The sequence below is a fragment of the Ruegeria sp. genome, from assembly GCF_965221235.1.
Taxonomy (GTDB): domain Bacteria; phylum Pseudomonadota; class Alphaproteobacteria; order Rhodobacterales; family Rhodobacteraceae; genus Ruegeria.
Genome location: NZ_CBDCRS010000004.1, coordinates 262,469 through 286,534, shown reverse-complemented (window position 1 = coordinate 286,534; position 24,066 = coordinate 262,469). Strand labels below are relative to the sequence as shown.

The window sequence follows — 24,066 nt, the reverse complement described above, 5'->3', positions numbered from 1 at the left end:
TTTAGGAGGCGCATCATGGGGCCTTTCCCTCATAACTCCCCGAAATCCGTTATCAGCAAGGACAATCCAGTCGGCACCGACGGGTTCGAATTTGTAGAGTTCGCTCATCCCGAGCCGCAGGAGCTGCGCGATCTGTTCGCCAAGATGGGCTTTGAGCAGGTCGGCTACCACACAGACCAACCCGGTGTTGAGCTGTGGCAGCAAGGGGACGTGACCTATATCCTCAACTCCGACCCCGACAGCTTTGCGGCGCGGTTCGCGGATGAACATGGTCCTTGTGCTTCGGCCATGGGGTGGCGTGTTGTGGATGCGCAAAAAGCCTTTGATCATGCGGTGGCCAAAGGGGCCGAGCCGTATGACGCGGCGGACAAGACGTTGGATGTTCCGGCGATCAAGGGGATTGGTGGGTCGCTGATCTACTTCATCGACCAGTACCACGACACTTCGCCTTATAATCAGGAATTCACCTGGACCAAACAATCCAAGCCGGGTGGCGACGGGTTCTATTACCTCGATCACCTGACGCACAACGTGTACCGCGGCAATATGGACAAGTGGTTCGCGTTCTATGAGCGTCTGTTCAACTTCCGTGAAATCCGGTTCTTTGACATTCAGGGCAAATACACCGGCCTTTACAGCCGCGCGCTGACGTCGCCCTGTGGCCGTATCCGCATTCCGATCAACGAAGACCGGGGTGAGACCGGGCAGATCGTCTCGTATCTGAATAAGTACAAGGGCGAGGGCATTCAGCACATCGCGGTCGGCAGCGAAGACATCTATGCCTCGACCGATGCGATTGCCGAAAAGGGGCTGAAATTCATGCCCGGCCCGAACAAGGCGTATTACGAGATGTCCACCGAACGGGTCGCCGACCATGAAGAGCCGCTGGACCGTATGATGAAGCACGGAATCCTGATCGACGGCGAAGGGGTTCTGGACGGAGGGGAAACCAGAATCCTGCTGCAAATCTTCTCTAAAACCGTGATAGGCCCGATCTTTTTCGAATTCATCCAGCGCAAGGGCGACGATGGATTTGGCGAGGGGAACTTTCAGGCCCTGTTTGAATCCATTGAGCGCGAACAGATCGAACGTGGTGAAATTTCAGCGGCTTGATCTCGGACTTTAAAGTTCAGCTGCGCGGCATCTTCAGCGTTACGTTCTTGCCGCGCTTCTGGTAGCGCAGTTCGTTGTCGCCGATTGCGATGACACTGCCGCCATCCAGCCTGTCCCCGACTTTCAGCTTTTTGTAACGGCCACTGGGTAAGCGAACCAGAGCGCGGCGATCGGCGGGTGTGCCATATACTCCGATCAGGTTCAGCTTGCGCAGGTTCAGCGCGTTGTCGATGGTTGCCTGCCGCGCCACCGATGCGGATGACGGGATTTTCGGCGCGACGACCTTCGGTTTGAAAGTGTCCACTTCAACCTGTCCAATACCGGCAGCAGAGCCGAGGCTGGCGGTTTGCGTACCAGACGAAGGTTTCAGACCCGCGGGGCGCGTTTTCGGGCGCGGCACGGGTGCGCTTGCCAACACGACGGGTGGTTCTTCTGGTTCCGGTTCAACTTGTAAGCTTGCAGGCCGCACCTTTGGGCGCAGTATCGCCAATTCTGCGCGTGAGCGTCCGCCATATTGTTGCCGCTCAAACCGTTGCAACAAATCACCAGGGCGCAGTTTCGGGCGCAACCCAGCCAGCCGATCAGGCGTGTTTTCCGGCGTTGGCTCTTCTTCAAACCGCAGAGGGGCCTCGGGCGGCACTTTCGATGGCTGTCCAAGGTACACGGGAATTCCATCCGGGTTCACCGTGCCATCCGGGGTCGGTGCAACAAGGCCGTTCGCGTCCAGTTCGGTTTGCGTTTCGGCAGCACCGGGCAGTGAGATCAGCGCAAGCGGGGTATCGGTGTCAAAGCTTTGAACCGGCGGCAGCGCAATTGCGTCGTTTGACAGGTTGGAACTGTCGACGGATGCCAGATATTGCTCCTCCGGTTGCTCCAGCGCCGGAGGTTGCAACGGCGCAGGCTCAATGATCGAAACCTCGGGCTGCGCTGGTATCTGTTCCGGCTCGGGATCGCTGGCAATGTCTTCGACGACCGTTGGTGCAATATTCAACGCCTCAAGAATCGCGGCGTCTGTGGCAGATGGCTCGATCCCTTCGGGTGGGGTTTCCTCGACCTCGGCTACGTCTGGTTCCTCTGGGGTTGCGGAAAGGTCCGGTTCTGCCGCATCGGGTTCGGGGACGGAGAGGGTGTTTTCCGTCTGCGCCGTATCAAACTCGGACGTCTCGTCGCCGCCGGTTCCAAACGCAGCCCAGACACCAACAGCAACGGCCACGAGTGCCGCAGCAGCGGCCGGGAGGGTGTATCGCTTGCCCAACACACTGGCGGCGTCGGCAGGCGTCGCACTGGATTCTGTTGTAGGCGCAGAACGAAACACATCAGGGGCTGTGGTGTCCGCGATGGCGTGAACAGCGGGCCCGTCGGGCTTTGGCGCGGGGTCTTCGACAACCGCTGGCAGCGCGCCCGCGAACTCGACCTGCAAAGGCGCTTCGGCGGGTACAAAAAACTGCGGCTCGGAGGGGAATTCCTGCGCGTCCGGCTCTGCGGTAATCTCAACCGGGATAAAGCCGTGTTGGGTCGCGAATTCGCGCGCCTCGTCCAACGTCTGGCGTGTAACAGCAGCGACAAATGTGGTTCCGTCACGGGTTGCGACGTCAAATACCAGCTCTTCCAGCGTGTAAGGTGTGGCCTTTGTCAGTGCATGTTTGGCCTGTTCGCCGGCTGCTGAATCATCACCGTCGACGGAATGATAGCGAACCTGATCAGAAGGCAGCACGACTTTGCAGCTCAGGTTGTTTTCCAGCGCAAAGCCCTTGTCCCGCAATGCCTCAATCTGGTCATTCAGGTCAGAAGCGTCCAATGCGACTTCGCCAATGCAGAACCAGTCGTCATCCGAGCGGTGGTGCAACGAGATTCCGGTCGTAGAAAATGACAGCGCAAAGGCAGGTTTCATAATCCGGAAGAACCATAATTAACAGCATCAGCGCAAACGACTTCTCGTCCGCAGAGCGACATTAAAGCAGGATCCCGCCGAGGGAAAGAAAAAGCCTGACGTTCCCCTTGTGCGTGTGGCTTGGGTGTCCCCATGTTGATGGTAGAGAAATTGGAGGGAAGACCTTGAAGAAAATCGCTTTTATGGCCGCGATGCTGGCTGTCACTGCCGCAGGCATGGCCCATGCGGAAGAACGTCGCATCACTGTGGACGCGGCCGGTGTCGTTCAGGCCGCTCCTGACATGGCGACCATCACCATGGGCGTGACCAACGAGGATGCGCAAGCTTCAAACGCGATGCAGGCAACGTCCGAGGCCGTGGCGCAGATTCTGAAACGCCTTGAGGGGATGGGGATCGAGGACCGCGATATTCAAACCCGTGATCTGTCATTGTCGCCGGTCTGGACGGGGCGCAACTCTGCCAGCGGTGATAAGCCTGAGATTTCGGGCTTTGTTGCCTCGAACAATGTGCAGGTGCGTGTTCGTGATCTGACGCAGCTTGGCACAATCATGGATGCGGTCATTCAGGATGGGGCCAACAACTTCGGCGGTCTCAGCTTTGGAGTGCAGGACCCGACACCGCTTGAGGCTCAGGCACGGGCCAAAGCCGTAGCTGAGGCGACCGCGAAGGCAGAACAACTGGCACAGGCCGCCAACGTGACTCTGGGCGAGGTGCGGCAAATCAGCGAGCAGGTGGGCGGGTTCCACCCAGCGCCACAGATGCGCGCCATGGCCGATGCGGGCGGAGTGCCAATTGCAAGCGGTGAGGTTTCGGTCTCGGTCACCGTGTCGATGGAGTTTGAAATCTCCGACTAAACCTCGGCGCGGGCCATCAGCGATTGCCGTTGCTGGCCCGTCTGGTCGAAATTGTCCGGTGACAGCCATGTCTCGAACGCCGTTCGGATTCGCGGCCATTCACTGTCGAGGATTGAGAACCACGCCGTATCCCGGTTGCGGCCTTTGTAGTGCGTTGCCTGCCGGAAGATCCCCTCGAACGTAAAGCCCAACCGCTGGGCAGCCCGGCATGACGGCGCGTTCAGCGCGTCGCATTTCCATTCATAGCGGCGATATCCCAACTCGTCGAAGACGCGGCGCATCATCAGGAACATGGTCTCGGTCGATTGCGGGCTACGCTGCAACAGAGGGGAGAAGTGAATATGGCCCACCTCGATCACGCCGGCTGCGGGTTCGATCCTTAGGAAAGATGCCATGCCGACTGGCGTTTCGTTCTTGTCCAGAACCGTGTGGAACATCGGATCAGCGTCCATGCAGCTGGTGCGGGTCCAGTCTTCGAATTCCTGTTCCGAGCTGAACGGCCCGTAGGGCAGGTAGGTCCAGTTACGACCGTCCGTGTCATTGGCAAACGCCCGGAACAGGCCGGGCGCGTGCCGGTTCACATCCAGCGGCACGACAGTGCAATACCGGCCCTCCATCGGCGTATAAGGAGGCGTCGGGCGAGGGAAATCGCCCGAGACCGGCAGGCCGATGGGTTGGCCCAGATCGTTGGTGTCGTGACCGCTCATGGTTCAGGCCGAGGCTTTGGCCAGCGCCTGATCCAGATCGGCGATCAGGTCATCTGCGTCTTCGATACCAATCGACACGCGTACCACGCCGGGACCGGCACCTGCGGCCTCTTGCTGTTCGGGTGTCAGTTGGCGGTGGGTGGTCGAGGCCGAATGGATGATCAGCGACCGCGCATCACCCAGGTTGGCGACGTGGCTGAAAATCTCCAGCGCGTTGACCAGCTTGATGCAGGCGTCATAACCACCCTTGACCGCAAAGGTGAACAGCGCACCGGCACCCCTCTTGTATTGCGCCTTGACCCGGTCGTGATACGGCGATGAGGGCAGACCCGCATAAGTCACGTATTCCACCCGGTCATCAGCTTCGAGCCACGCGGCAATCTTTTGCGCGTTCTCGACATGGCGTTCCATCCGCAGCGACAATGTCTCGATTCCCATCAGCGTGTAATGCGCGGCTTGCGGGTTCATGGTCATGCCCAGATCGCGCAGGCCGATGGCGATACCGTGGAAGGTGAAGGCAAGCGGGCCGAAGGTCTCGTGGAATTTAAGGCCGTGATAGGCGGCCTCAGGTTCGCTGAGAGAAGGGAATTTGTCATTCGCCGACCAGTCGAACTTACCCGAATCCACGATGCAGCCGCCGGTTACGGTGCCGTTGCCAGTCAGATATTTTGTGGTCGAATGCACCACCAGAGTCGCGCCGTGTTCGATCGGGCGACACAGGTATGGCGTGGCCGAGGTGTTGTCGACGATCAGCGGAATGCCCGCCGCATCCGCCACATCCGCCAGCGACCGGATATCTGTGACATAGCCGCCGGGGTTGGCGATGGATTCGCAGAATACCGCGCGGGTGTTTTCGTCGATGGCATCCTTCACGGCGTCCAGATCATCGGTGTCCACGAACTTGGCCGACCAGCCAAAGCGTTTGATGGTCTGGCTGAATTGCGTGACCGTGCCGCCATACAGACGGGTCGAGGCCACGACGTTGCAGCCCGGTCCCATCAGCGGGAACAACGCCATAATCTGCGCTGCGTGGCCCGAGGAACAGCAGACCGCGCCGACTCCGCCCTCAAGCGTTGCAATACGTTCCTGAAGAACGGCAACGGTTGGGTTGGTCAGGCGGGAATAGATGAACCCGACCTCTTGCAGGTTGAACAGTGCGGCCGCGTGATCGGCATCGCGAAACACATAGGCCGTCGTTTGATAAATCGGAGTCTGACGCGCGCCCGTCGCCGGATCGGGCCGTGCGCCCGCGTGAATCTGAAGCGTATCGAAACCGTAAGTGGGGCCGTCAGACATCGTCGAAATCTCCTGTTGGAATGTGTGTTGCAGAATCTCTAGGCGATTGACGGCCTTCGCACAACAACGCTGTCAGCGCATCCACAGGCCCTTGCTGCGGATCGTGTTACGAATGACCTGCTCGCGCTGGGGCAGGTATTCTCGGTCGAACAGATCCCGGATTTTGTGACCCTTGCCTTGTATCACCAGCTTTTTGATCGGGTCATAGCCTTTGAGCACTTTCTTGACCCGGTTGGGGGTCGCGACAGTTTCCAGCACCTCGACCACATGATCGCTTTCGCGCGCATAGAGCAGAGGGAACAGGCGATAGTGACAGCTGACCGTTCCGTCCAACAGGCCCGGGGGGAGGGCATCCCGCCCCCCGCCAAGGGAATGAATGACCAGCGGCAGCGCCACCTGATCCAGCCAAGGGTCAAGGTTCTGTCCGGCCAATTCAGGGATTTCTTCATCCCGGATGGTACGAGCGAAGTGCAGAAACCGCTCTCCGAACTGGCGCGGGCAGGCGTGATAGAAATAGCCTGCGTTGAAATACAGATACCGTCGCCAGTAGTCTTTGGGGTGGCTGGTATCCAATGAGCTTTCAAAGTCCAACTCGAACCGCTGATAGAGCGCGCGCCAGATACCATCGAAACCGGGGCCGTAAAGCGTTGGTTTGGGCCAGGTGCCTTCGACTTTCTGTGAGGCTCCGGGGCGGTCAAATTCAAACGGCACCGAACTCACATCTCCGGTGATCAGCGTATCGCTGTCGAAGAACACGAACGGCTCCCCCTCGGGCAGGGCCAGCAGGGCCTCAATCTTGTTGCCGTGGGGATAGCTGCCGCCAAAGACGCGATTGTCGAAGGGCAGGATTTCGGCATCCAGCTGGCTCAGCGCTTTCAGAACATCCTCATTCCGAATGCTGGGGTCCTGTTGCCATCGCGGGCCGGGCTGCGGCACGGCGACAAACAAGCGGCCCGCGAAATTCTGAGAGCTATGGCGCAGAGAGGCTGCAAACAGCAGCGCCTCATACTGTAGCCGGTTGTTTTGCCCGATGATGACGATGTTGAATTTCGAAGCGCTGGCCTGCATCGGGTGACTTTCGGATATTCGCCGCTGACCGGCATTGCTCGGGGTAATTTCGACCTACAGCACGAGACGGGTTTGGTGCAACCCACTCTAATTCGGCAGGGTGGAACATGTGAGATGATGTAAAATCAGGCAGATTTATCGCGAAATCACTCAAAAAATCCGGTTTTTCCATTTTTTTAAATTTTACCAATTGATAAAAAATTTGATTGTGGCAAGCTGAGACCATAATGAACATATCTACAGGGAGTAGAGTGATGGCACAGGGCCAGATTGCCCCCGGCATAGTCTCCGGGCGGCTGTCCAGCGATGAGCTGACCTCGAATTTCACGGATTTGCATCCGCCATTGGCCGCGCATGAGGCCGCCGTGGCCGCAGATCGGTGTTATTTCTGCTATGACGCGCCGTGTGTGACGGCTTGTCCGACGGACATCGATATTCCGCTATTCATGCGGCAGATTCAGGCCGGGCAGCCCGAAGCGGCGGGTGAAACCATTCTGGCGCAGAATATTCTGGGCGGAATGTGCGCCCGAGTCTGTCCGACCGAGACATTGTGCGAAGAAGCCTGCGTGCGCGAAACTGCCGAGGGCGCTCCGGTCGAGATTGGCCGCTTGCAACGTTATGCAACCGACAGCGTCATGAGGGATGGAGATCATCCCTTTGAACGAGCTGCGCCGACAGGCAAGACGATTGCTGTGGTCGGGGCAGGGCCTGCCGGTCTGGCCTGTGCACATCGTTTGGCCATGCATGGGCATGACGTGGTGATCCACGAAAGCAAGCCCAAGCCGGGCGGCCTGAACGAATACGGCATCGCTGCCTACAAATCGACCAACGACTTTGCGCAGGCCGAGGTCGACTGGCTGCTCAAGATCGGTGGCATCACTATCGAGACCGGCTCGGCGCTGGGCGAGGGTCTCTCGCTGGACGGTTTGGTTGAGAATTACGATGCGGTTTTCCTGTCCATTGGTCTGGCCGGAGTGAATGCTCTGCGGGCCGCCGGGGCCGAGAAGGACGGAGTGCGCTTTGCTGTCGATTTCATCTCGGATGTGCGGCAGGCCTCTGATCTGGCCAACTTGCCGGTTGGACGCAATGTGGTGGTGATTGGCGGCGGTATGACTGCTGTGGACGCTGCCGTGAAGTCCAAGCTGCTGGGCGCCGAGCATGTCACAATCGCCTATCGACGTGGGCGCGATGCCATGGGCGCCAGCAAATTCGAACAGGACTTGGCGGCCTCGCACGGGGTCAAGATCATGACCAATGTGCAGCCTGTCGCCGTTCACGGAAACGGGGCGGCCGTCGAGATCGAACTGGAGTATACTGCAAGCCATGATGGTCAGTTGACCGGAACTGGCGAGACTGTTCGTCTGGCCGCAGATCAGGTGCTCAAGGCCATCGGTCAGACGCTGGAAGGCGCGCCCGACGGATTGACGCTGGACGGTAACAAGATCGCTGTGACCGGGGCCGGGCGCACCTCAATGACCGGTGTCTGGGCTGGCGGTGACTGTGCCGCGGGCGGAGAAGACCTGACCGTGACCGCCGTGGCCGAAGGTCGTGATGCCGCGATGGATATTCACGCCAGCCTGAGCGCGTGACACCAACAGACAAAGATGCACATCTGCATCAGGGAGGCCGGATAAATGGCTGATTTGAAGACAAATTTCCTGGGTATCGAAAGCCCGAACCCCTATTGGCTGGCCTCTGCGCCGCCAACCGACAAAGAATACAACGTTCGCCGCGCTTTTGAGGCCGGATGGGGCGGTGTTGTTTGGAAAACGCTAGGGTCCGAAGGGCCACCGGTCGTCAATGTAAACGGGCCACGGTACGGCGCGATTTATGGGGCTGACCGGCGGTTGCTGGGCCTGAACAACATCGAATTGATCACCGACCGCCCACTTGAAGTGAACCTTGAAGAGATGGCGCGCGTTAAGGCCGACTACCCGGACCGCGCGCTGATCGCCTCGATCATGGTTCCATGTGAGGAGGAGGCGTGGAAAGCCATCCTTCCACGCGTGGCCGAAACTGGCGCGGACGGGATTGAGCTGAATTTCGGCTGTCCCCACGGGATGAGCGAGCGCGGAATGGGCTCGGCCGTTGGGCAGGTGCCGGAATATATCGAGATGGTCACTCGGTGGTGCAAGAAATACTACGACCGTCCGGTCATCGTGAAACTGACGCCGAACATCACCGATATCCGCAAGCCTGCTGAGGCGGCAAAGAACGGTGGTGCAGATGCGGTGTCACTGATCAACACCATCAACTCGATCACCAGCGTCAATCTGGACACATTCAGCCCTGAACCGTCGATCGACGGTAAAGGCAGCCATGGCGGCTATTGCGGTCCGGCAGTCAAGCCGATTGCCCTGTCGATGGTGTCCGAGATCGCACGGGCACAGGCGACGCATGGCCTGCCGATTTCCGGCATTGGTGGTGTCACCACTTGGCGCGATGCGGCCGAGTTCATGGCGCTGGGGTGTGGCACCGTACAGGTTTGCACCGCTGCCATGACTTATGGGTTCAAGATCATCGACGAACTGACGGCGGGCCTGTCCAAGTGGATGGACGAAAAGGGCTATACTGACGTTTCGCAAGTCGTCGGTCTTGCGGTGCCAAACGTGACCGATTGGCAGTATCTGAACCTGAACTACGTCGCCAAGGCCAAGATTGATCAGGACCAGTGCATCAAGTGCGGCCGCTGTTACGCCGCATGTGAAGATACCAGCCATCAGGCGATCTCGATGTCTGCGGACCGGGTGTTCGAGGTTATGGATGACGAATGTGTCGCCTGTAACCTGTGTGTTGATGTGTGTCCGGTGGACGGATGTATCTCGATGGAGCCGATGGCGGCAGGAGAGGTTGATCCGCGCACGGGTCAGGAGGTGCAGCCAGACTATGCCAACTGGACAACACACCCGAACAACCCAATGGCTCGGGCGGCCGAATAAGCGAAGCGAAAGGGGCCGGAACGCGGCCCCTTTTTCTTAGGGCGTCAGCAATTTGCGATAGAGCGTGTCAATGAACGGCTCGGCCCCCTCAAACGGGTCCTCGTCGCCAAGAATGGCGCGGACTTGTACGTCGAAATCGGCGTAATGCTGCGTCAGCGCCCAGATCGAAAAGATCAGGTGATAGGGATGAAGGTGCGCGATCTTGCCCTGATCCATCCAGCCAGTCAGGATGGCGGTTTTTTCATCCACTAACGCTTTCAGGTCGGTAGAAAGCGAAGCATGGATGCGGGGTGCACCCTGAACCAGCTCGTTGGCAAACAAGCGGCTTTCGCGCGGTAAATCCCGGCTCATTTCCAGCTTGCGACGGATGTAAGACAGTATCTCCTGCATAGGATCACCGTCAGCGTCGAGGTCATGCAACGGAGCCAGCCAGACCTCCAGCAGGCCCGACAAAAGAGCCGTATGAATCGCCTCCTTCGACGGGAAGTAATACAGCAGATTCGGTTTGCTCAGCCCGGCCTCTGCCGCGATCTGATCGACTGTAGCGCCGCGAAAGCCGTGGGCGGAAAACACGTTCAGAGCGGCCTCAAGTATCGCAGCGCGGTTCTTTTTTTGAATTCTGGTTGGGGCGCGATCTTTGGGCATGTTTTCGGGCTGTCTCTTTTTCCGGCAAGCAGGCGCTGAATAAGTCAAAAATTCCACCAACGCTCTGCAATTTCTTGACTGATGACGAACCCGTGATAGCGTGAGTTTGACCAGTTGGTCAAATCAAGACACCAAAAGCGAGCCAAATCGCAAGCAACAGGGAAGATGGCTATGGCAGCTCCGGCGCAGAATCTCAGGATCAATGGCGACAGGTTGTGGGACAGCCTGATGGAGATGGCCAAGATCGGGCCCGGTGTTGCAGGTGGCAACAACCGTCAGACGCTGACAGACGAAGACGCCGAAGGGCGCGCGTTGTTCCAAAGATGGTGCGAGGATGCGGGTTGCTCGATGGGGCTGGATCAGATGGGGAATATGTTCGCCCGCCGGGAAGGCACTGATCCCGATGCACTGCCGGTCTATGTCGGCTCGCATCTGGATACGCAGCCGACGGGTGGCAAGTATGACGGTGTTCTGGGCGTGTTGGGCGGGTTGGAGATCATCCGCACCCTCAACGATCTGGGGATCAAGACCAAGCATCCTATCGTCGCCACCAATTGGACCAATGAGGAAGGCACGCGTTACGCGCCAGCGATGCTGTCATCGGGCGTATTCGCCGGAATGCACACGCAGGATTGGGCGTATGATCGCGAAGATGCCGACGGCAAGAAATTCGGTGACGAGTTGCAACGCATTGGTTGGCGCGGCGAAGAAGAGGTCGGTGCCCGCAAGATGCACGCCTTTTTTGAGTTGCACATCGAACAGGGGCCGATTCTTGAGGCTGAGGGCAAGGATATCGGCGTCGTCACTCATGGGCAGGGGCTGAGCTGGACTCAGATCACCGTGACCGGAAAGGATGCGCACACGGGCTCGACCCCGATGCCGATGCGCAAGAATGCGGGGCTGGCGATGGCGCGTATTCTTGAAAAAGTGGATGAGATTGCATGGTCTCATGCGCCTCATGCGGTGGGGGCCGCTGGTCATATCGACGTTTACCCGAACTCGCGCAATGTCATACCGGGCAAGGCGGTGTTTACCGTCGATTTCCGGTCGCCCGAGTTGGATGTGATAACGGATATGGAGAACCGATTGCGCGTCGCCGCCGAAGACATCGTTAACGAGATGGGGCTTGAGATCGAATTCGAGAAGGTCGGCGGGTTTGATCCGGTGAAATTCGATGACGGTTGTGTTGCAGCCGTGCGCGATGCGGCTGAACGGCTGGGGTATTCCCATACTGACATCATCTCAGGCGCCGGCCATGACGCCTGTTGGATCAATCGTGTGGCACCGACTGCAATGGTGATGTGCCCCTGCGTAGATGGGCTGAGCCATAATGAGGCTGAGGAGATCAGCAAGGACTGGGCTGCGGCCGGGACGGATGTTCTGTTCCATGCAGTCGTCGAGACGGCTGAGATCGTGGAATAGGGGGGTCTGCCCCCATCGCCCATTGGGCGAGACCATCGAGATTTTTGGCCAGATAAAACAAGCGGCGCAGACCGCGTCAGGGAGATAAAAATGAGCACTGTTATCAAGAACGGGACCGTTGTCACCGCGGATTTGTCGTACAAGGCGGATGTGCTTGTCGAAGATGGGGTGATCACCGAGATCGGGTTGGATCTGAAGGGCGATAAAGAGTTGGACGCGACCGGCTGTTACGTGATGCCCGGTGGCATTGATCCGCACACGCATCTTGAGATGCCGTTCATGGGGACCTACTCCAGCGATGATTTCGAAAGTGGGACGCGCGCGGCTTTGGCTGGTGGCACCACGATGGTGGTGGACTTTGCGCTGCCGAACCCGGGCGAGAGCCTGCTGGACGCTTTGAAGCGCTGGGACAACAAGTCGACCCGTGCAAACTGTGACTATTCGTTCCACATGGCGGTGACCTGGTGGGGCGAGCAGGTGTTCGATGACATCAAGACGGTGATCGAGACCCGCGGCATCAACACGTTCAAGCACTTCATGGCCTACAAAGGCGCGCTTATGGTGAATGACGACGAGCTGTTTGCCTCGTTCAAGCGTTTGGCCGAGCTGGGCGGTATCGCGATGGTGCATGCCGAGAACGGTGATGTGGTGGCCGAGCTGAGTGCCAAGCTGCTGGCTGAAGGCAATACCGGCCCCGAGGCGCATGCCTATTCCCGTCCGCCGCAGGTCGAGGGCGAGGCAACCAACCGCGCCATCATGATTGCCGATATGGCGGGCGTGCCGCTTTACGTGGTGCATACGTCCTGCGAAGAGGCACATGAGGCCATCCGGCGGGCCAAGATGAATGGCAAGCGGGTGTGGGGGGAACCTCTGATCCAGCATCTGACGCTGGATGAGAGCGAGTATTTTCACCACGATTGGGACCACGCCGCGCGGCGTGTCATGAGCCCTCCGTTCCGCAACAAGCAGCATCAGGACAGCCTGTGGAATGGGCTGCATTCTGGGACGCTCAGCGTCGTGGCGACCGATCACTGCGCCTTTACGACTGAACAAAAGCGCTATGGCGTGGGCGACTTCACCAAGATTCCGAACGGGACCGGTGGGTTGGAGGACCGAATGCCGATGCTGTGGACGCACGGGGTAAATACCGGGCGCTTGACACCGAATGAATTCGTCGCAGTGACTTCAACAAATATCGCCAAGATATTGAATTGCTATCCGAAAAAGGGTGCGATCCTTGTTGGTGCGGATGCGGATATCGTTGTCTGGGATCCTGAGAAAACCAAAACGATCAGCGCCGATACACAGCAATCTGCGATCGACTACAACGTGTTTGAAGGCAAAGAGGTCAAGGGCCTGCCGCGCTTTACTCTGACACGTGGGCAGGTGGCTGTTCATGATGGGGACATCCGAACCCAAGAGGGCCATGGAGAGTTCGTCGCGCGTGAGCCCAATGGCCATGTGAACAAGGCTTTGAGTACGTGGAAAGAGCTGACCGCGCCGCGACCGGTTGAGCGGACGGGTATTCCGGCGACGGGGGTTTGAGTGCCCGTATTGCGAGCGGTTCTTGGATATCTTGCGGCGCTCTATGTCGGGGCGTTGATTGTACTGTTGTGGGATGCCCCAAATGCTCTGAGTTTGCTGGTCATTCCCGCATTGGCTTCGGCTTTGATAGGATTGATGGTAGTTCTAACGCTTATTCCGGCATTTGTCCTTAGAATTACAGCGATCATTTTCCATCTATTCAATCCTGTTGTCGCCATTGTCGCCGGGGCTATAACCAGTGTCTTTGTGTATTGGAGCGTTAATGCTGAAGGATGGGCGGGTGCTCCACAGTTGGGAGTATGGCCCGACCTTTTGGTCTATGGGCTTGCAGGTGGGATGGCGGGATTGACCTGGTATTGGGTCGAAAGTTTTGGGGCAGGAAAAAATGAAGAACAGTGATGAGGTTATAGGGGCGAGTGGGCTGGACCTCACATTTCAAACCAACGATGGACCGATCCATGCGCTGAAGGATGTGAACCTGACCATCAACAAAGGCGATTTCGTCAGTTTCATCGGTCCGTCGGGTTGCGGAAAGACCACATTCTTGCGTTGTATCGCGGCACTGGAAACGCCGACCGGGGGTGCTCTGACCGTCAACGGTATGACCCCGGACGAGGCGCGGCGGAATAGGGCGTATGGGTATGTGTTTCAGGCGGCGGGGCTGTATCCGTGGCGCACCATTTCAAAGAACATCAAACTGCCGCTAGAGATCATGGGGTACTCAGCCGCCGATCAGGAAGAGCGGGTGAGGAAGGTTCTGGAGCTCGTTGATCTGGAAGGGTTTGGTGGCAAATTCCCATGGCAGTTGTCCGGTGGGATGCAGCAGCGCGCGAGTATTGCACGGGCGCTGGCATTTGATGCCGACATCCTGTTGATGGACGAACCCTTTGGTGCCTTGGACGAGATCGTGCGCGATCACTTGAATGAACAGCTTCTGGCGCTTTGGGCGCGGACGGAAAAGACCATTGGTTTTGTGACCCATTCGATCCCCGAGGCGGTGTATCTCAGCACCAAGATCGTGGTCATGAGCCCTCGGCCCGGGCGGATTACGGATGTGATCGACAGTCCTCTGCCCAAGGAACGGCCATTGGATATCCGTGATACGCCGGAGTTCATCGAGGTGGCCCATCGCGTGCGCGAGGGCCTGAGGGCGGGGCATACGGATGACTAGTGCGGGGATCAGAGCGGTCTGGGCTGTGCTCACCGTGGTGGGTGTCATCATCCTGTTCTGGTACGCCGCCAGCGTGCCGATGAACATCAAAGGTGTTCTGACCGAGTTTGAACGCGCCGGGGTGCAGGTTGATCCGCCCAAGGCGGTCGACCGACGCGACATGAGTGAATTTGAGCTGGTCGTCGACAATCCCTATGCCATTGACGAAACATGGGAGCAGGACCGGCCGCGTCTGCCCGCTCCGCATCAGGTGGCCGAGGAGTTGTGGGATACGACGGTCGAGAAAAAGATCACCTCGAAACGGTCGCTGATCTATCATTCCTGGGTGACACTCAGCGCAACAATGCTGGGGTTCGCAATTGGCACCGGGCTGGGCATATTGCTGGCCGTGGGGATCGTGCATAGCCGGGTGATGGACCTGTCGGTCATGCCTTGGGCCATCGTCAGCCAGACGATTCCGATCATTGCTTTGGCCCCGATGATCATCGTGGTGCTGTATTCCGTGGGCATTCAGGGGATCATTCCCAAAGCCATCATCTCGGCTTATCTCAGCTTCTTCCCGGTCGTGGTCGGCATGGTCAAAGGCTTGCGCAGCCCGGATGCGATGCAGTTGGACCTGCTGCGGACATATAACGCCAGCACGTCTCAGGGGTTCTGGAAGCTGCGCCTTCCGGCGTCGATGCCTTATTTGTTCACTTCGTTGAAAATCGGCATCGCAGCGTCGCTGGTAGGGGCCATTGTCGGTGAACTGCCGACAGGGGCTGTGGCCGGGCTGGGCGCGCGTCTGCTGGCAGGCAGCTACTATGGGCAGACAGTGCAAATCTGGTCGGCGTTATTTGCCGCTGCGATACTCGCCGGGTGCCTCGTCGGGCTGCTGGGGCTGATCGAAAAAGCGGTTCTCAAACGGATGGGAATGGCGCAATGATTTTGGTTTTCTGTGCAATCCTTCTGTGGCTGTTTGGTTGGTGGCTGAATTCTCGTCTGGCCAGCGGTCCATATGCCGATACACAGGTGGTCGGGTTTCTGGCCCCTATGATCTTTGGCCTGACCATTATCGGGATTTGGGAGCTGGTGGTGCGCGGTCTTGAGGTTCCTCTGGTCATCCTGCCCGCGCCTTCGGTCATTGCGGTGCGTTTTGCCGACAGTCTGCCGATCCTTTGGGCTGATTTCGTGCAGACCATCATCAAGGGCGCGCTTAGCGGCTACATCATCGGATGCGGCTCCGCCTTTCTGATGGCGATCGCGGTGGATCGGTGGGATTTCCTGCGCCTTGGGCTGCTGCCGGTGGGGAACTTTGTGGCCGCGCTGCCCATCGTCGGCACTGCGCCTATTCTGGTGATGTGGTTCGGGTTCGACTGGCACTCCAAAGCGGCCGTGGTCGTGGTGATGGTGTTCTTTCCCATGCTGGTGAACACCGTAGCGGGGTTGCGAGAAGCCACAACCATGCAGCGCGACCTGATGGAGACCTATGCGGCGACCTATTGGCAGAGCTTCCTGAAACTGCGCCTTCCGGCCGCGATGCCGTTTATTTTCAACGGTCTAAAGATTTCTACCACTCTGGCGCTGATCGGCGCTATCGTGGCCGAGTTCTTTGGATCACCCACACTGGGGATGGGGTTCCGGATTTCTACCAGCGTGGGACAGCTTTCGCTGGATATGGTTTGGGCCGAGATCGTGGTGGCTGCTTTGGCCGGAACGGCGTTCTATGGGCTGGTCGCTATGATCGAAAAGGCGGTGACCTTCTGGCACCCGTCGCAACGCGGATAACAAGATTTCAACAGACCCCGAAAACGGGGCACCAACTGCAACTAGGAGATATGAAGATGAATAAGCTACTCAGCGGGGCGATAGCCGCCTTTAGCCTGGCCGCCAGTTCGGCTCTGGCGGCGGATGAGGTCACATTGCAACTGAAATGGGTCACTCAGGCGCAGTTCGCAGGTTACTACGTGGCTAAGGATAAAGGCTTCTACGAAGAAGAGGGGCTGGACGTCACCATTCTGCCTGGCGGGCCCGATATCGCCCCGACGCAGGTGATCGCGGGTGGCGGCGCCGATGTAACTGTCGAATGGATGCCCGCCGCTCTGGCCGCGCGCGAGAAGGGCTTGCCGCTGGTGAACATTGCGCAACCGTTCAAAAGCTCGGGCATGATGTTGACCTGCTGGAAAGATGCCGGGATTGCGTCACCCGAGGATCTGAAAAACCGTACGCTCGGCGTCTGGTTCTTTGGCAATGAATTCCCGTTCATGAGCTGGATGAGCCAACTGGGTATCGACACCGGCGGCAAAAGCGACAGCGGCGTCGAGGTGTTGAAGCAGGGCTTTAACGTCGACCCGCTGCTTCAGCGTCAGGCCGACTGCATCAGCACCATGACCTACAACGAGTACTGGCAGGTCATTGACGCGGGCGTCAGCCCGGATGAGCTGGTGACATTCAAGTACGAAGATCAGGGCGTCGCGACTTTGGAAGACGGCCTGTATGTTCTGGAAGAAAACCTGAGCGACGCGGCCTTCACCGACAAGATGGAACGCTTTGTGCGCGCCTCGATGAAGGGTTGGAAATACGCCGAAGAGAACCCGGACGAGGCCGCTGAGATTGTGCTGGAAAACGATGCGACCGGTGCTCAGACCGAAGAGCATCAAAAGCGCATGATGGGCGAGATCGCCAAGCTGACGGCAGGTTCGAACGGATCGCTGGATCCGGCGGATTTTGATCGGACTGTGGCCACTTTGTTGGCCGGTGGTTCTGATCCGGTCATTACCAAGCAGCCCGACGGTGCCTGGACTCATCAGATCACGGATGCGGCACTGAACTAACAGCAAATTTCAAGACGAATGAACGCGGCTCCAACGGGGCCGCGTTTCCTTTTGCAGATGTCGGAAATGTGTCTGTACTTGTGGCTCGAATGGCTTAGTATTCTTGTGAAATATACCGCATTTCATACGAAATGACGAACCACAGGAATAAAATGCAGGGATTTGCATCAGAATTCAGTTCTGCTATCGCTCTGATCCTGAATGGGGATGCGGAGCTTTGGGCGATTGTGCTGTTGTCCCTGAAAGTTTCTGTTTTTGCCGTGTTGATTTCAGCGCTGATCGGAATGCCGGTTGGCGCCGCGCTAGCGGTTGCACGGTTCCCGGGGCGACGGGTTCTGATCGTTCTGATGAACGCTTTGATGGGCTTTCCCCCGGTCGTTGTCGGGTTGCTCGTCTACCTGATGCTGTCCCGCTCGGGGCCGTTGGGGGTGCTTGAGTTACTTTATACGCCGACCGCTATGATCATCGCGCAGGTGGTGCTTGTGACACCCATCGTCGCTGCGTTGACGCGGCAGGTGATCGAGATGCTGGCCGAGGAGTATTCTGAACAACTCCGCTCGCTCGGCGTTTCGCGACTGGCTTCGGTTCCGGTGCTGCTCTGGGACGCGCGGTTGGCGCTGGTCACAGCTCTGCTGGCCGGGTTCGGTCGCGCTATTGCTGAGGTAGGCGCCGTGATCATCGTGGGCGGCAACATCAACCATGTCACGCGGGTGATGACGACAACCATCGCGTTGGAGACCTCAAAGGGCAATCTGGCGCTGGCTTTGGCGTTGGGGGCAATCCTGATCGGTATCGCGGTTGCTGTGAACGCCATGGTCAGCACGCTGAGCCTGCGGGCCGAGCAGGAGGGGTTGCGGCATGCGTGACCTGATCCAAGAAATGGCAAGCTGTTTGTCGGTCGAGGGCATACGCATTACCCGAAAGGGCAAGGCGTTGCTGGATGTGCCTCATCTGTCGCTGGACGGGCCAGGACCGACCCTGATCCTTGGGCCAAACGGGTCGGGTAAAAGCCTGTTGCTGCGTTGTCTGCACGGGTTGATTGTGCCCGATCGCGGTCAGGTCCGGCAGGATGATGAGCTTTTGAACGCTGACCACAAGGCGCGTCAGGGGATGGTGTTTCAGCAACCGGTGCTGCTGCGCCGCTCGGTCGCGGCCAATCTGGACTTCGTGCTGAAACGACAGGGGCTGCCCCGCAGTGCGCGGAAATCCCGGATCGAAGACCTGCTGGCCGAAGGCGGGCTGGACGGCAAGGCCCGGCAATCCGCCCGGTCTCTGTCCGGTGGAGAAGCCCAGCGGTTGGCCATTCTGCGCGCCCTCGCACTGGACCCCGAGACGCTGTTTCTGGACGAACCGACCAGTGCACTGGACCCAAATGCCACGCAGATGATCGAACGAATGATCCTGCGTGCCTCGTCCCGTGGTGTTCGGATTGTCATGGTGACGCATGACATCGGTCAGGCTCGGCGGTTGGCCGCCGATGTCGTGATGATGCAGGGCGGCCACGTGGTTGAACATGGGGCCGCGAAACAGGTACTGGATGCCCCCGAAAGCGACGCCGCCCGCCGATATCTGGCAGGTGGGCTAGTCACTTAATCAAAAACTGGAGATCTGAATGATCCGCAATATCGCTCGGGCAGTATTGGTCGCAGCAGGTCTGACCGCAGGTTCGGTCAGCGCCGAAGCGCCGTTCATCGTGGTGCAGTCGACGACTTCAACTCAAAATTCAGGCCTGCTGGACTATATCCTTCCCGGGTTCGAGGCTGAAACCGGGATTGACGTGCGGGTGGTCGCCGTTGGCACCGGTCAGGCGATCCGCAATGCGATCAATGGGGACGGCGATGTGTTGCTGGTTCACTCCAAACCAGCGGAAGAGCAGTTCGTGACCGATGGCTGGGGCGTCGAGCGGTTCGATGTGATGTATAACGACTTTGTTCTTGTCGGTCCAAAATCCGATCCGGCACAGGTCAGGGGAGGCACGGATATCGTTGCCGCGCTTAAAGCTGTTGCCGAAGCCGAAGCGCCTTTTGCTTCGCGCGGGGATGACAGCGGCACCCACAAGGCCGAGATGCGCTTGTGGGAAGTGGCAGGTTCTGATCCGACCACCGCGTCGGGGCAATGGTATCGCGAGACCGGCTCGGGCATGGGGGCCACGTTGAACGTGGCCAGTGGCATGGGGGCTTACGCGCTGACCGATCGGGCGACATGGCAGTCGTTTGGGAACCGAGGCGATCTTGAGGTTCTAGTCGAAGGTGATCCGCGCCTGTTCAACCAATACGGAGTCATTCTTGTGAATCCGGAAAAGCATCCCGGCGTCCGTGCCGCCGCGGGCCAGAGGTTCATCGACTGGCTCACCAGTACTGACGGGCAGGCGGCCATTGCGTCCTACAAACTGGACGGAGAGCAGTTGTTCTTTCCCAACGCGAAGTGACCCGCGCTAACCGCTTGCCCCGTTATGGTGGATCGTGCCCAGACCAGACAGGTCATAGCCGCCGAACTCTGCGGCGCGGGTACTGAAGCGTTCTGACTGCACAAAGCTGAGCAGTTTCAGCATCGGGATGTCGAAATAGGCGCGTCGCCAGATGGCGAGGTCCAGACGCTCGGAATGAGTGGGGGCAAAGCCCAGATCATAAAGACCAGCAAGCGCGCCCAGTCCGAACCCGGCTTCGGCCTTGTTGTCGTGCAGGGCGATGGCCAGTTCTTCCTCGGTGCGGGCGCAGGTTGGGAGCGTGTCCAGGTCGTCGCGCGTCAGCCCATGCGCGTTGAGTTGAGCGTCGAACAGGCGCTGGCTCGCGGCGCTGTCCTGCCGTAGAATGATCCTGCGCCCTTTCAGATCGGCAAAGCTGGTGATGCCGGTTGTTTCGGGGGCCAGCAGCAACCCGCGTTGCCGCTGCGCGATTTCGTACAGAACGACCGGGGCTTCGCCCAGCTGGTCGCGAAGGGTTTGTGTATTGAACCCGTCGTCTTCGTGAATATGCAGGGCAGCCGCCTGTGCGCTGCGATCAGCGAGGCGGGCCAACCCATCGAATGAGCCGTCATAATATGTGGCCAACCCCGAGCCGCTTTCGCGCAGCGCCCAGTCCAGAAGCGGGTCGTGGCTGCCAGCCACAATCGGGGGCAGGGGCGGTTCGGCTACGTGCGGGCCGGACCGAGAGGCGTTAAGCCATGCAATGACCTCGGCCCGCGGAAACAGAAGTTTGCCCATAGCGCGGACACACGGTACCTCGCCCGAAGAGGCCAGATCATAGGCTTTCCGCTCGCCAATGCGCAGCAAGTCGGCCAGTTCTTTGGTCGTCAGGTATTCGGACATTCAGTCGAGGCGCACAGCCGAACCAGAGCCGGACTCAGCAGAGCTGAACCCCATCTGTTGCAGGGTGAAGGGGGCTGCAACAGTGATTACGACCATTGCGGCCACGGCGGCAAGAAAGGCTTTCATTGGTCTCCTCCGGTTGTGGTCTCAGGCGCCGTTGCACCGCGCAGAAAGGCGATCAGGTCGTCTCGGTCCTTGGCCTGCGTGATCCGCTGCATCGGCATCTTCGATCCCGGAATGTAGTGATCCGGCCCCTCGTCGAAAAGGGCATTTATTGTATTGTCATTCCAAATGATATCAGAGTCTTGCAGCGTGTCCGAATAGAAATATCCCGGCAGCGTTCCCGCCTTGCGGCCAAACACGCCATGCAGGGTCGGCCCAGCACGCCGTTGACCATCGGGTGTCAGGCTATGGCAGATCGAGCATTTGCGGGCGAATTGACGCTCACCATTGCTCATCTGGTCGGGGTCTTGCAGGAAACTTGGTTCCGCCCCAGCCATCTGGGTGTGATCGCCCAGAGCTGAGACCGGCCAGCTATACATGGCTTCGTCGATGCCTCCTGCATGGATGTTCTGGCCATCGGCGGAGAAAGCCAAGGCCCAGACCGGCCCCCGTAATGTGGCACGGAAATCCTGAGCGATGCGCCATTCCGCCGTGTCGATGATCATGATGTAACCCTCTCCGTCACCAACGGCTAACATGCTGCGGTCAGGGCTAAGCGCCAGCGCCAGAATTGGGCGGCGGTCGAGAGTAAAGTCGCGTTCTTCACCAGTGATCAGGTCGCGAACGCGGGTCACACCATCGACTGCGCCATAGGCGATCCAATTGTCTTGGACGTTCAGCACCAGTTCGTTGATGCCAAACCCATGCTCGACAAGGCGCAGGGTTTCCTGACCGCTGTTAACGTTCCACACCCGCAGGGACCCGTCCATTCCAGCCGAATACAGCTCTGATCCGTCGGGGGAAAAAGTGACGGCATTCACACCACTGCCAACCGTTAGCAATTGCGGAGTCGATCCATCCTCAGGCCAAATGCCGATGGTGCCGTCCCAACTGGCCGTCGCCACATGGGTTTTAGACGCGGCCAGGCCCACAATCTTGCCTTTGTGCTGGCCGACGACCTCTCCGCCCGGCCAACGACGCAGGGTAAAGTCATCCCCGGCGGAATAGATCGCACGTCCATTGAATGCGACTGAGTTTACAGCGGCCTCATGCCCCTCAAGCCATTCCGGCGAGCGTTCCGACCACAGCCCGACCGAGTTGTCGAAGCTGGCCGTAGCGATCCGTCCGTCCGGCGCGGTGGCGATCCCCATGATCGGACCACCGTGACCCTTGAGCGTGAAGAACTCGGACCAAGCGGGCAGGGGGACCAGCGCCAGGGCCAGGATCAGCCCGCGCATCTATTCGGCGGGCGAAGCCGCTGCTTTGCCGGCCTCTTTTTCCTGCACCTCTTCCAGCCACAGCGAGTGGTGCTCGCGTGCCCATTGCTCTTCGACTTCACCGGTGCCCATGGCATCGAATGCGCCCTCCATTCCAATCGAGCCGAGATAGATATGCGCAATGATGATGGCGATGAACACATAGGCGACCATCACGTGCCAGACTTGCGCGTATTGCATCTCTTCCTGCGGCGACATCTGCACGGGCAGGTTCAACCCCAAAGCCTGAGGGATACCGGTAGAATTGGCGATCGAGAAGGTTTTGGCGAACATCGGCAGTTCGAACGGGAACAGCAGCGACAGGCCGGACAGGCTGATCGAGACGCCCAGCAGAATGCAGGCCCAGAAGATGATTTTTTGGCCCGCGTTGAATTTCTTGGCGGGCGGGTGGCTGTTCTTGCTGAACAGACCGCCTCCGGCAGCTAACCATTTTAGGTCGGTTTTGTTAGGAATGTTGTGTGCGATCCAGTTCACGGTAACGATGATCAGACCCAACATGAAGGCCCAGGCGAGGTTGTTGTGCAGCCATTTGCACCCCTGAGCGATGGTCGCGAAACCTTCTTTGCCGAAGATCGGGATCAGGAAGTCTCGTCCATACAAGGTCAGCAGGCCGGTGATGCCGAGCACAAGGAACGACCCGGCAAACAGCCAGTGGCCAAACCGTTCAAAGCTGGTGAAGCGCAGGACGGTGCGTCCGGTCTTCTCTCCGTCGATGCGGATTTTGCCGCGGATCAGGAAGAACAGGGCAATGATCGCAAGCATTCCCGCGATAATGTAGCTGCCGTATTCCCTGAGCGGGCCAGTGCGGAAGGCCCACCACCACATGCCGCCGTCCTGAATCAGAACACTGTCGGCGGGGCCGTTGGAGGATACCGTTACATCCGCCGAGCCATAGCGCAACGCGCGGTAGACGTCGCTGTCCGAGGCTACGCCGCTTGCGCTGAACTGGCCCAAAAGGCCTTCGACATTACCCTGGCCGGTATTTTCAGACCGATAGCTGCTGTCCACCTGTTCGCCACGCTGACGGGCCAGAATGTCCTCAAGCGTTGTTGCGCCACCCGTTGAGGTGCGCTCGTTTGTGGGTGCTGGCGCCTCAGTTTCGTCGGTTTGCGCAACGACAGCCTGAGCCATGCCAAGTGTGAATAGCAATGCGATGAGTAAGCGGAACATCTGAACCTCGGTCAAAATCCCTGATCAGGCGACCCACGGATGCGGGTCGCCTGTTTGGTTCATCGAAAGCGGTGTTAGCCGTCTTTCTGGTCGTAGGCCGTGCCCCAACCCCACGCGCCCGAGCCAAACCCGCGGGCAACGACGCGCTCGCGGTAGATGGCTGAGACCACGTCGCCGTCACCGGCGAGCAGGGCTTTGGTGGAACACATCTCGGCGCAGATGGGCAGTTTGCCCTCGGCGATCCGGTTGCGACCATATTTGGCGAACTCTGCGGTCGAGTGCGTTTCCTCGGGACCACCGGCGCAGAAGGTACATTTGTCCATCTTGCCACGCGATCCGAAGTTGCCTGCCTGCGGGTATTGCGGCGCGCCGAACGGACACGCGTAGAAGCAATAGCCGCAGCCAATGCACAGGTCCTTGGAGTGCAGGACGACCCCTTCTTCGTTCTGATAGAAGCAGTCGACCGGGCACACCGCCATGCAGGGCGCGTCTGAGCAATGCATACAGGCCACCGAGATCGAGCGTTCGCCCGGGTCACCGTCATTGATCGTCACCACCCTGCGGCGGTTCACGCCCCACGGCACCTCGTGCTCATTTTTACACGCGGTGACGCAGGCATTGCACTCGATGCAGCGTTCGGCGTCGCAGAGAAATTTTGCTCTTGCTGCCATTTTCTCTTCTCCTCC

General features: G+C 58.9%; 24 protein-coding genes. 14 read left to right on the top strand and 10 right to left on the bottom strand.

From position 1 onward, the window contains the following. Positions 1-15 precede the first annotated feature (15 nt). Positions 16-1,113 (top strand): 4-hydroxyphenylpyruvate dioxygenase, encoded by a 1,098-nt coding sequence (gene hppD, locus ACOQOY_RS04400; protein WP_420584270.1) that lies wholly within the window; start codon positions 16-18, stop codon positions 1,111-1,113. A gap of 16 nt (positions 1,114-1,129) precedes the next feature. Here hppD and ACOQOY_RS04395 read toward each other — a convergent pair whose 3' ends face one another. Next, positions 1,130-3,004 (bottom strand): hypothetical protein, encoded by a 1,875-nt coding sequence (locus tag ACOQOY_RS04395; RefSeq protein ID WP_420584269.1) that lies wholly within the window; start codon positions 3,002-3,004, stop codon positions 1,130-1,132. A 164-nt stretch (positions 3,005-3,168) separates the two neighbouring features. Here ACOQOY_RS04395 and ACOQOY_RS04390 point away from each other — a divergent pair, with 164 nt between their 5' ends. After that, positions 3,169-3,858, top strand: coding sequence for an SIMPL domain-containing protein (locus ACOQOY_RS04390; RefSeq protein WP_420584268.1), 690 nt, complete (start codon positions 3,169-3,171; stop codon positions 3,856-3,858). On the opposite strand, the gene ACOQOY_RS04385 is transcribed toward ACOQOY_RS04390, so the two are convergent. The 3 genes from ACOQOY_RS04385 to ACOQOY_RS04375 all read right to left on the bottom strand — a co-directional run bounded on the left by ACOQOY_RS04385 (position 3,855) and on the right by ACOQOY_RS04375 (position 6,929). Then, positions 3,855-4,565 carry a GNAT family N-acetyltransferase gene (locus ACOQOY_RS04385; protein WP_420584267.1) on the bottom strand — a complete coding sequence of 237 codons (711 nt, stop codon included), beginning with the start codon at positions 4,563-4,565 and terminating at the stop codon, positions 3,855-3,857. The two genes, ACOQOY_RS04390 and ACOQOY_RS04385, sit on opposite strands and share 4 nt — an antisense overlap. Positions 4,566-4,568: 3 nt before the next feature. Further along, positions 4,569-5,861, bottom strand: a complete 1,293-nt coding sequence (locus ACOQOY_RS04380) for an O-acetylhomoserine aminocarboxypropyltransferase/cysteine synthase family protein (RefSeq protein WP_420584266.1) — start codon at positions 5,859-5,861, stop codon at positions 4,569-4,571. A 72-nt stretch (positions 5,862-5,933) separates the two neighbouring features. Beyond that, positions 5,934-6,929 (bottom strand): hypothetical protein, encoded by a 996-nt coding sequence (locus ACOQOY_RS04375; RefSeq protein ID WP_420584265.1) that lies wholly within the window; start codon positions 6,927-6,929, stop codon positions 5,934-5,936. A 254-nt stretch (positions 6,930-7,183) separates the two neighbouring features. On the opposite strand from ACOQOY_RS04375, the gene ACOQOY_RS04370 reads away from it, so the two are divergent. Together ACOQOY_RS04370 and preA are read left to right on the top strand one after the other, a co-directional pair. Beyond that, complete coding sequence (locus ACOQOY_RS04370) at positions 7,184-8,518, top strand: NAD(P)-dependent oxidoreductase (protein WP_420584264.1); 1,335 nt, start codon at positions 7,184-7,186, stop codon at positions 8,516-8,518. A 45-nt stretch (positions 8,519-8,563) separates the two neighbouring features. After that, on the top strand, positions 8,564-9,868 hold the full coding sequence (gene preA, locus ACOQOY_RS04365) for an NAD-dependent dihydropyrimidine dehydrogenase subunit PreA (RefSeq protein WP_420584263.1): 1,305 nt from the start codon (positions 8,564-8,566) through the stop codon (positions 9,866-9,868). A gap of 36 nt (positions 9,869-9,904) precedes the next feature. Here preA and ACOQOY_RS04360 read toward each other — a convergent pair whose 3' ends face one another. Then, a complete protein-coding gene (locus tag ACOQOY_RS04360) occupies positions 9,905-10,513 on the bottom strand; it encodes a TetR family transcriptional regulator C-terminal domain-containing protein (RefSeq protein ID WP_420584262.1) in 609 nt (202 codons plus the stop codon). 171 nt (positions 10,514-10,684) lie between these two features. Here ACOQOY_RS04360 and ACOQOY_RS04355 point away from each other — a divergent pair, with 171 nt between their 5' ends. The 10 genes from ACOQOY_RS04355 (at position 10,685) to ACOQOY_RS04310 (ending at position 19,892) form a co-directional block, all read left to right on the top strand. Further along, the gene (locus ACOQOY_RS04355; RefSeq protein ID WP_420584261.1) at positions 10,685-11,935 is read left to right on the top strand and encodes a Zn-dependent hydrolase; all 1,251 of its coding nucleotides are present in this window, start codon (positions 10,685-10,687) and stop codon (positions 11,933-11,935) included. Between the two features lie 90 nt (positions 11,936-12,025). Next, entirely contained in the window at positions 12,026-13,480 is a 1,455-nt protein-coding gene (gene hydA / locus ACOQOY_RS04350; RefSeq protein WP_420584260.1) for a dihydropyrimidinase, read from the top strand. After that, a complete protein-coding gene (locus ACOQOY_RS04345) occupies positions 13,481-13,879 on the top strand; it encodes a hypothetical protein (RefSeq protein WP_420584259.1) in 399 nt (132 codons plus the stop codon). Beyond that, entirely contained in the window at positions 13,866-14,651 is a 786-nt protein-coding gene (locus ACOQOY_RS04340; RefSeq protein WP_420584258.1) for an ABC transporter ATP-binding protein, read from the top strand. Before ACOQOY_RS04345 ends, ACOQOY_RS04340 begins: the two co-directional genes overlap by 14 nt. Then, the gene (locus tag ACOQOY_RS04335; protein ID WP_420584257.1) at positions 14,644-15,576 is read left to right on the top strand and encodes an ABC transporter permease; all 933 of its coding nucleotides are present in this window, start codon (positions 14,644-14,646) and stop codon (positions 15,574-15,576) included. The genes ACOQOY_RS04340 and ACOQOY_RS04335 overlap by 8 nt, the downstream gene beginning before the upstream one ends. After that, complete coding sequence (locus ACOQOY_RS04330) at positions 15,573-16,418, top strand: ABC transporter permease (protein ID WP_420584256.1); 846 nt, start codon at positions 15,573-15,575, stop codon at positions 16,416-16,418. Before ACOQOY_RS04335 ends, ACOQOY_RS04330 begins: the two co-directional genes overlap by 4 nt. A gap of 56 nt (positions 16,419-16,474) precedes the next feature. Next, entirely contained in the window at positions 16,475-17,464 is a 990-nt protein-coding gene (locus ACOQOY_RS04325) for an ABC transporter substrate-binding protein (RefSeq protein ID WP_420584255.1), read from the top strand. A gap of 152 nt (positions 17,465-17,616) precedes the next feature. Then, the gene (locus ACOQOY_RS04320; protein ID WP_420584254.1) at positions 17,617-18,330 is read left to right on the top strand and encodes an ABC transporter permease; all 714 of its coding nucleotides are present in this window, start codon (positions 17,617-17,619) and stop codon (positions 18,328-18,330) included. Beyond that, positions 18,323-19,057 (top strand): ATP-binding cassette domain-containing protein, encoded by a 735-nt coding sequence (locus tag ACOQOY_RS04315; protein WP_420584253.1) that lies wholly within the window; start codon positions 18,323-18,325, stop codon positions 19,055-19,057. The genes ACOQOY_RS04320 and ACOQOY_RS04315 overlap by 8 nt, the downstream gene beginning before the upstream one ends. A 19-nt stretch (positions 19,058-19,076) precedes the next feature. Continuing rightward, entirely contained in the window at positions 19,077-19,892 is an 816-nt protein-coding gene (locus tag ACOQOY_RS04310; RefSeq protein ID WP_420584252.1) for an extracellular solute-binding protein, read from the top strand. A 6-nt stretch (positions 19,893-19,898) separates the two neighbouring features. Here ACOQOY_RS04310 and ACOQOY_RS04305 read toward each other — a convergent pair whose 3' ends face one another. The 5 genes from ACOQOY_RS04305 to fdh3B all read right to left on the bottom strand — a co-directional run bounded on the left by ACOQOY_RS04305 (position 19,899) and on the right by fdh3B (position 24,051). Then, positions 19,899-20,771 (bottom strand): substrate-binding domain-containing protein, encoded by an 873-nt coding sequence (locus tag ACOQOY_RS04305; RefSeq protein ID WP_420584251.1) that lies wholly within the window; start codon positions 20,769-20,771, stop codon positions 19,899-19,901. Further along, complete coding sequence (locus ACOQOY_RS04300) at positions 20,772-20,897, bottom strand: hypothetical protein (protein ID WP_420584250.1); 126 nt, start codon at positions 20,895-20,897, stop codon at positions 20,772-20,774. It lies immediately after the preceding gene. Beyond that, entirely contained in the window at positions 20,894-22,171 is a 1,278-nt protein-coding gene (locus tag ACOQOY_RS04295; RefSeq protein ID WP_420584249.1) for a c-type cytochrome, read from the bottom strand. Before ACOQOY_RS04295 ends, ACOQOY_RS04300 begins: the two co-directional genes overlap by 4 nt. After that, positions 22,172-23,380, bottom strand: a complete 1,209-nt coding sequence (locus tag ACOQOY_RS04290; protein ID WP_420584248.1) for a formate dehydrogenase subunit gamma — start codon at positions 23,378-23,380, stop codon at positions 22,172-22,174. Positions 23,381-23,454: 74 nt separating this feature from the next. Continuing rightward, on the bottom strand, positions 23,455-24,051 hold the full coding sequence (fdh3B, locus tag ACOQOY_RS04285; RefSeq protein ID WP_039530246.1) for a formate dehydrogenase FDH3 subunit beta: 597 nt from the start codon (positions 24,049-24,051) through the stop codon (positions 23,455-23,457). Positions 24,052-24,066: the final 15 nt, after the last annotated feature.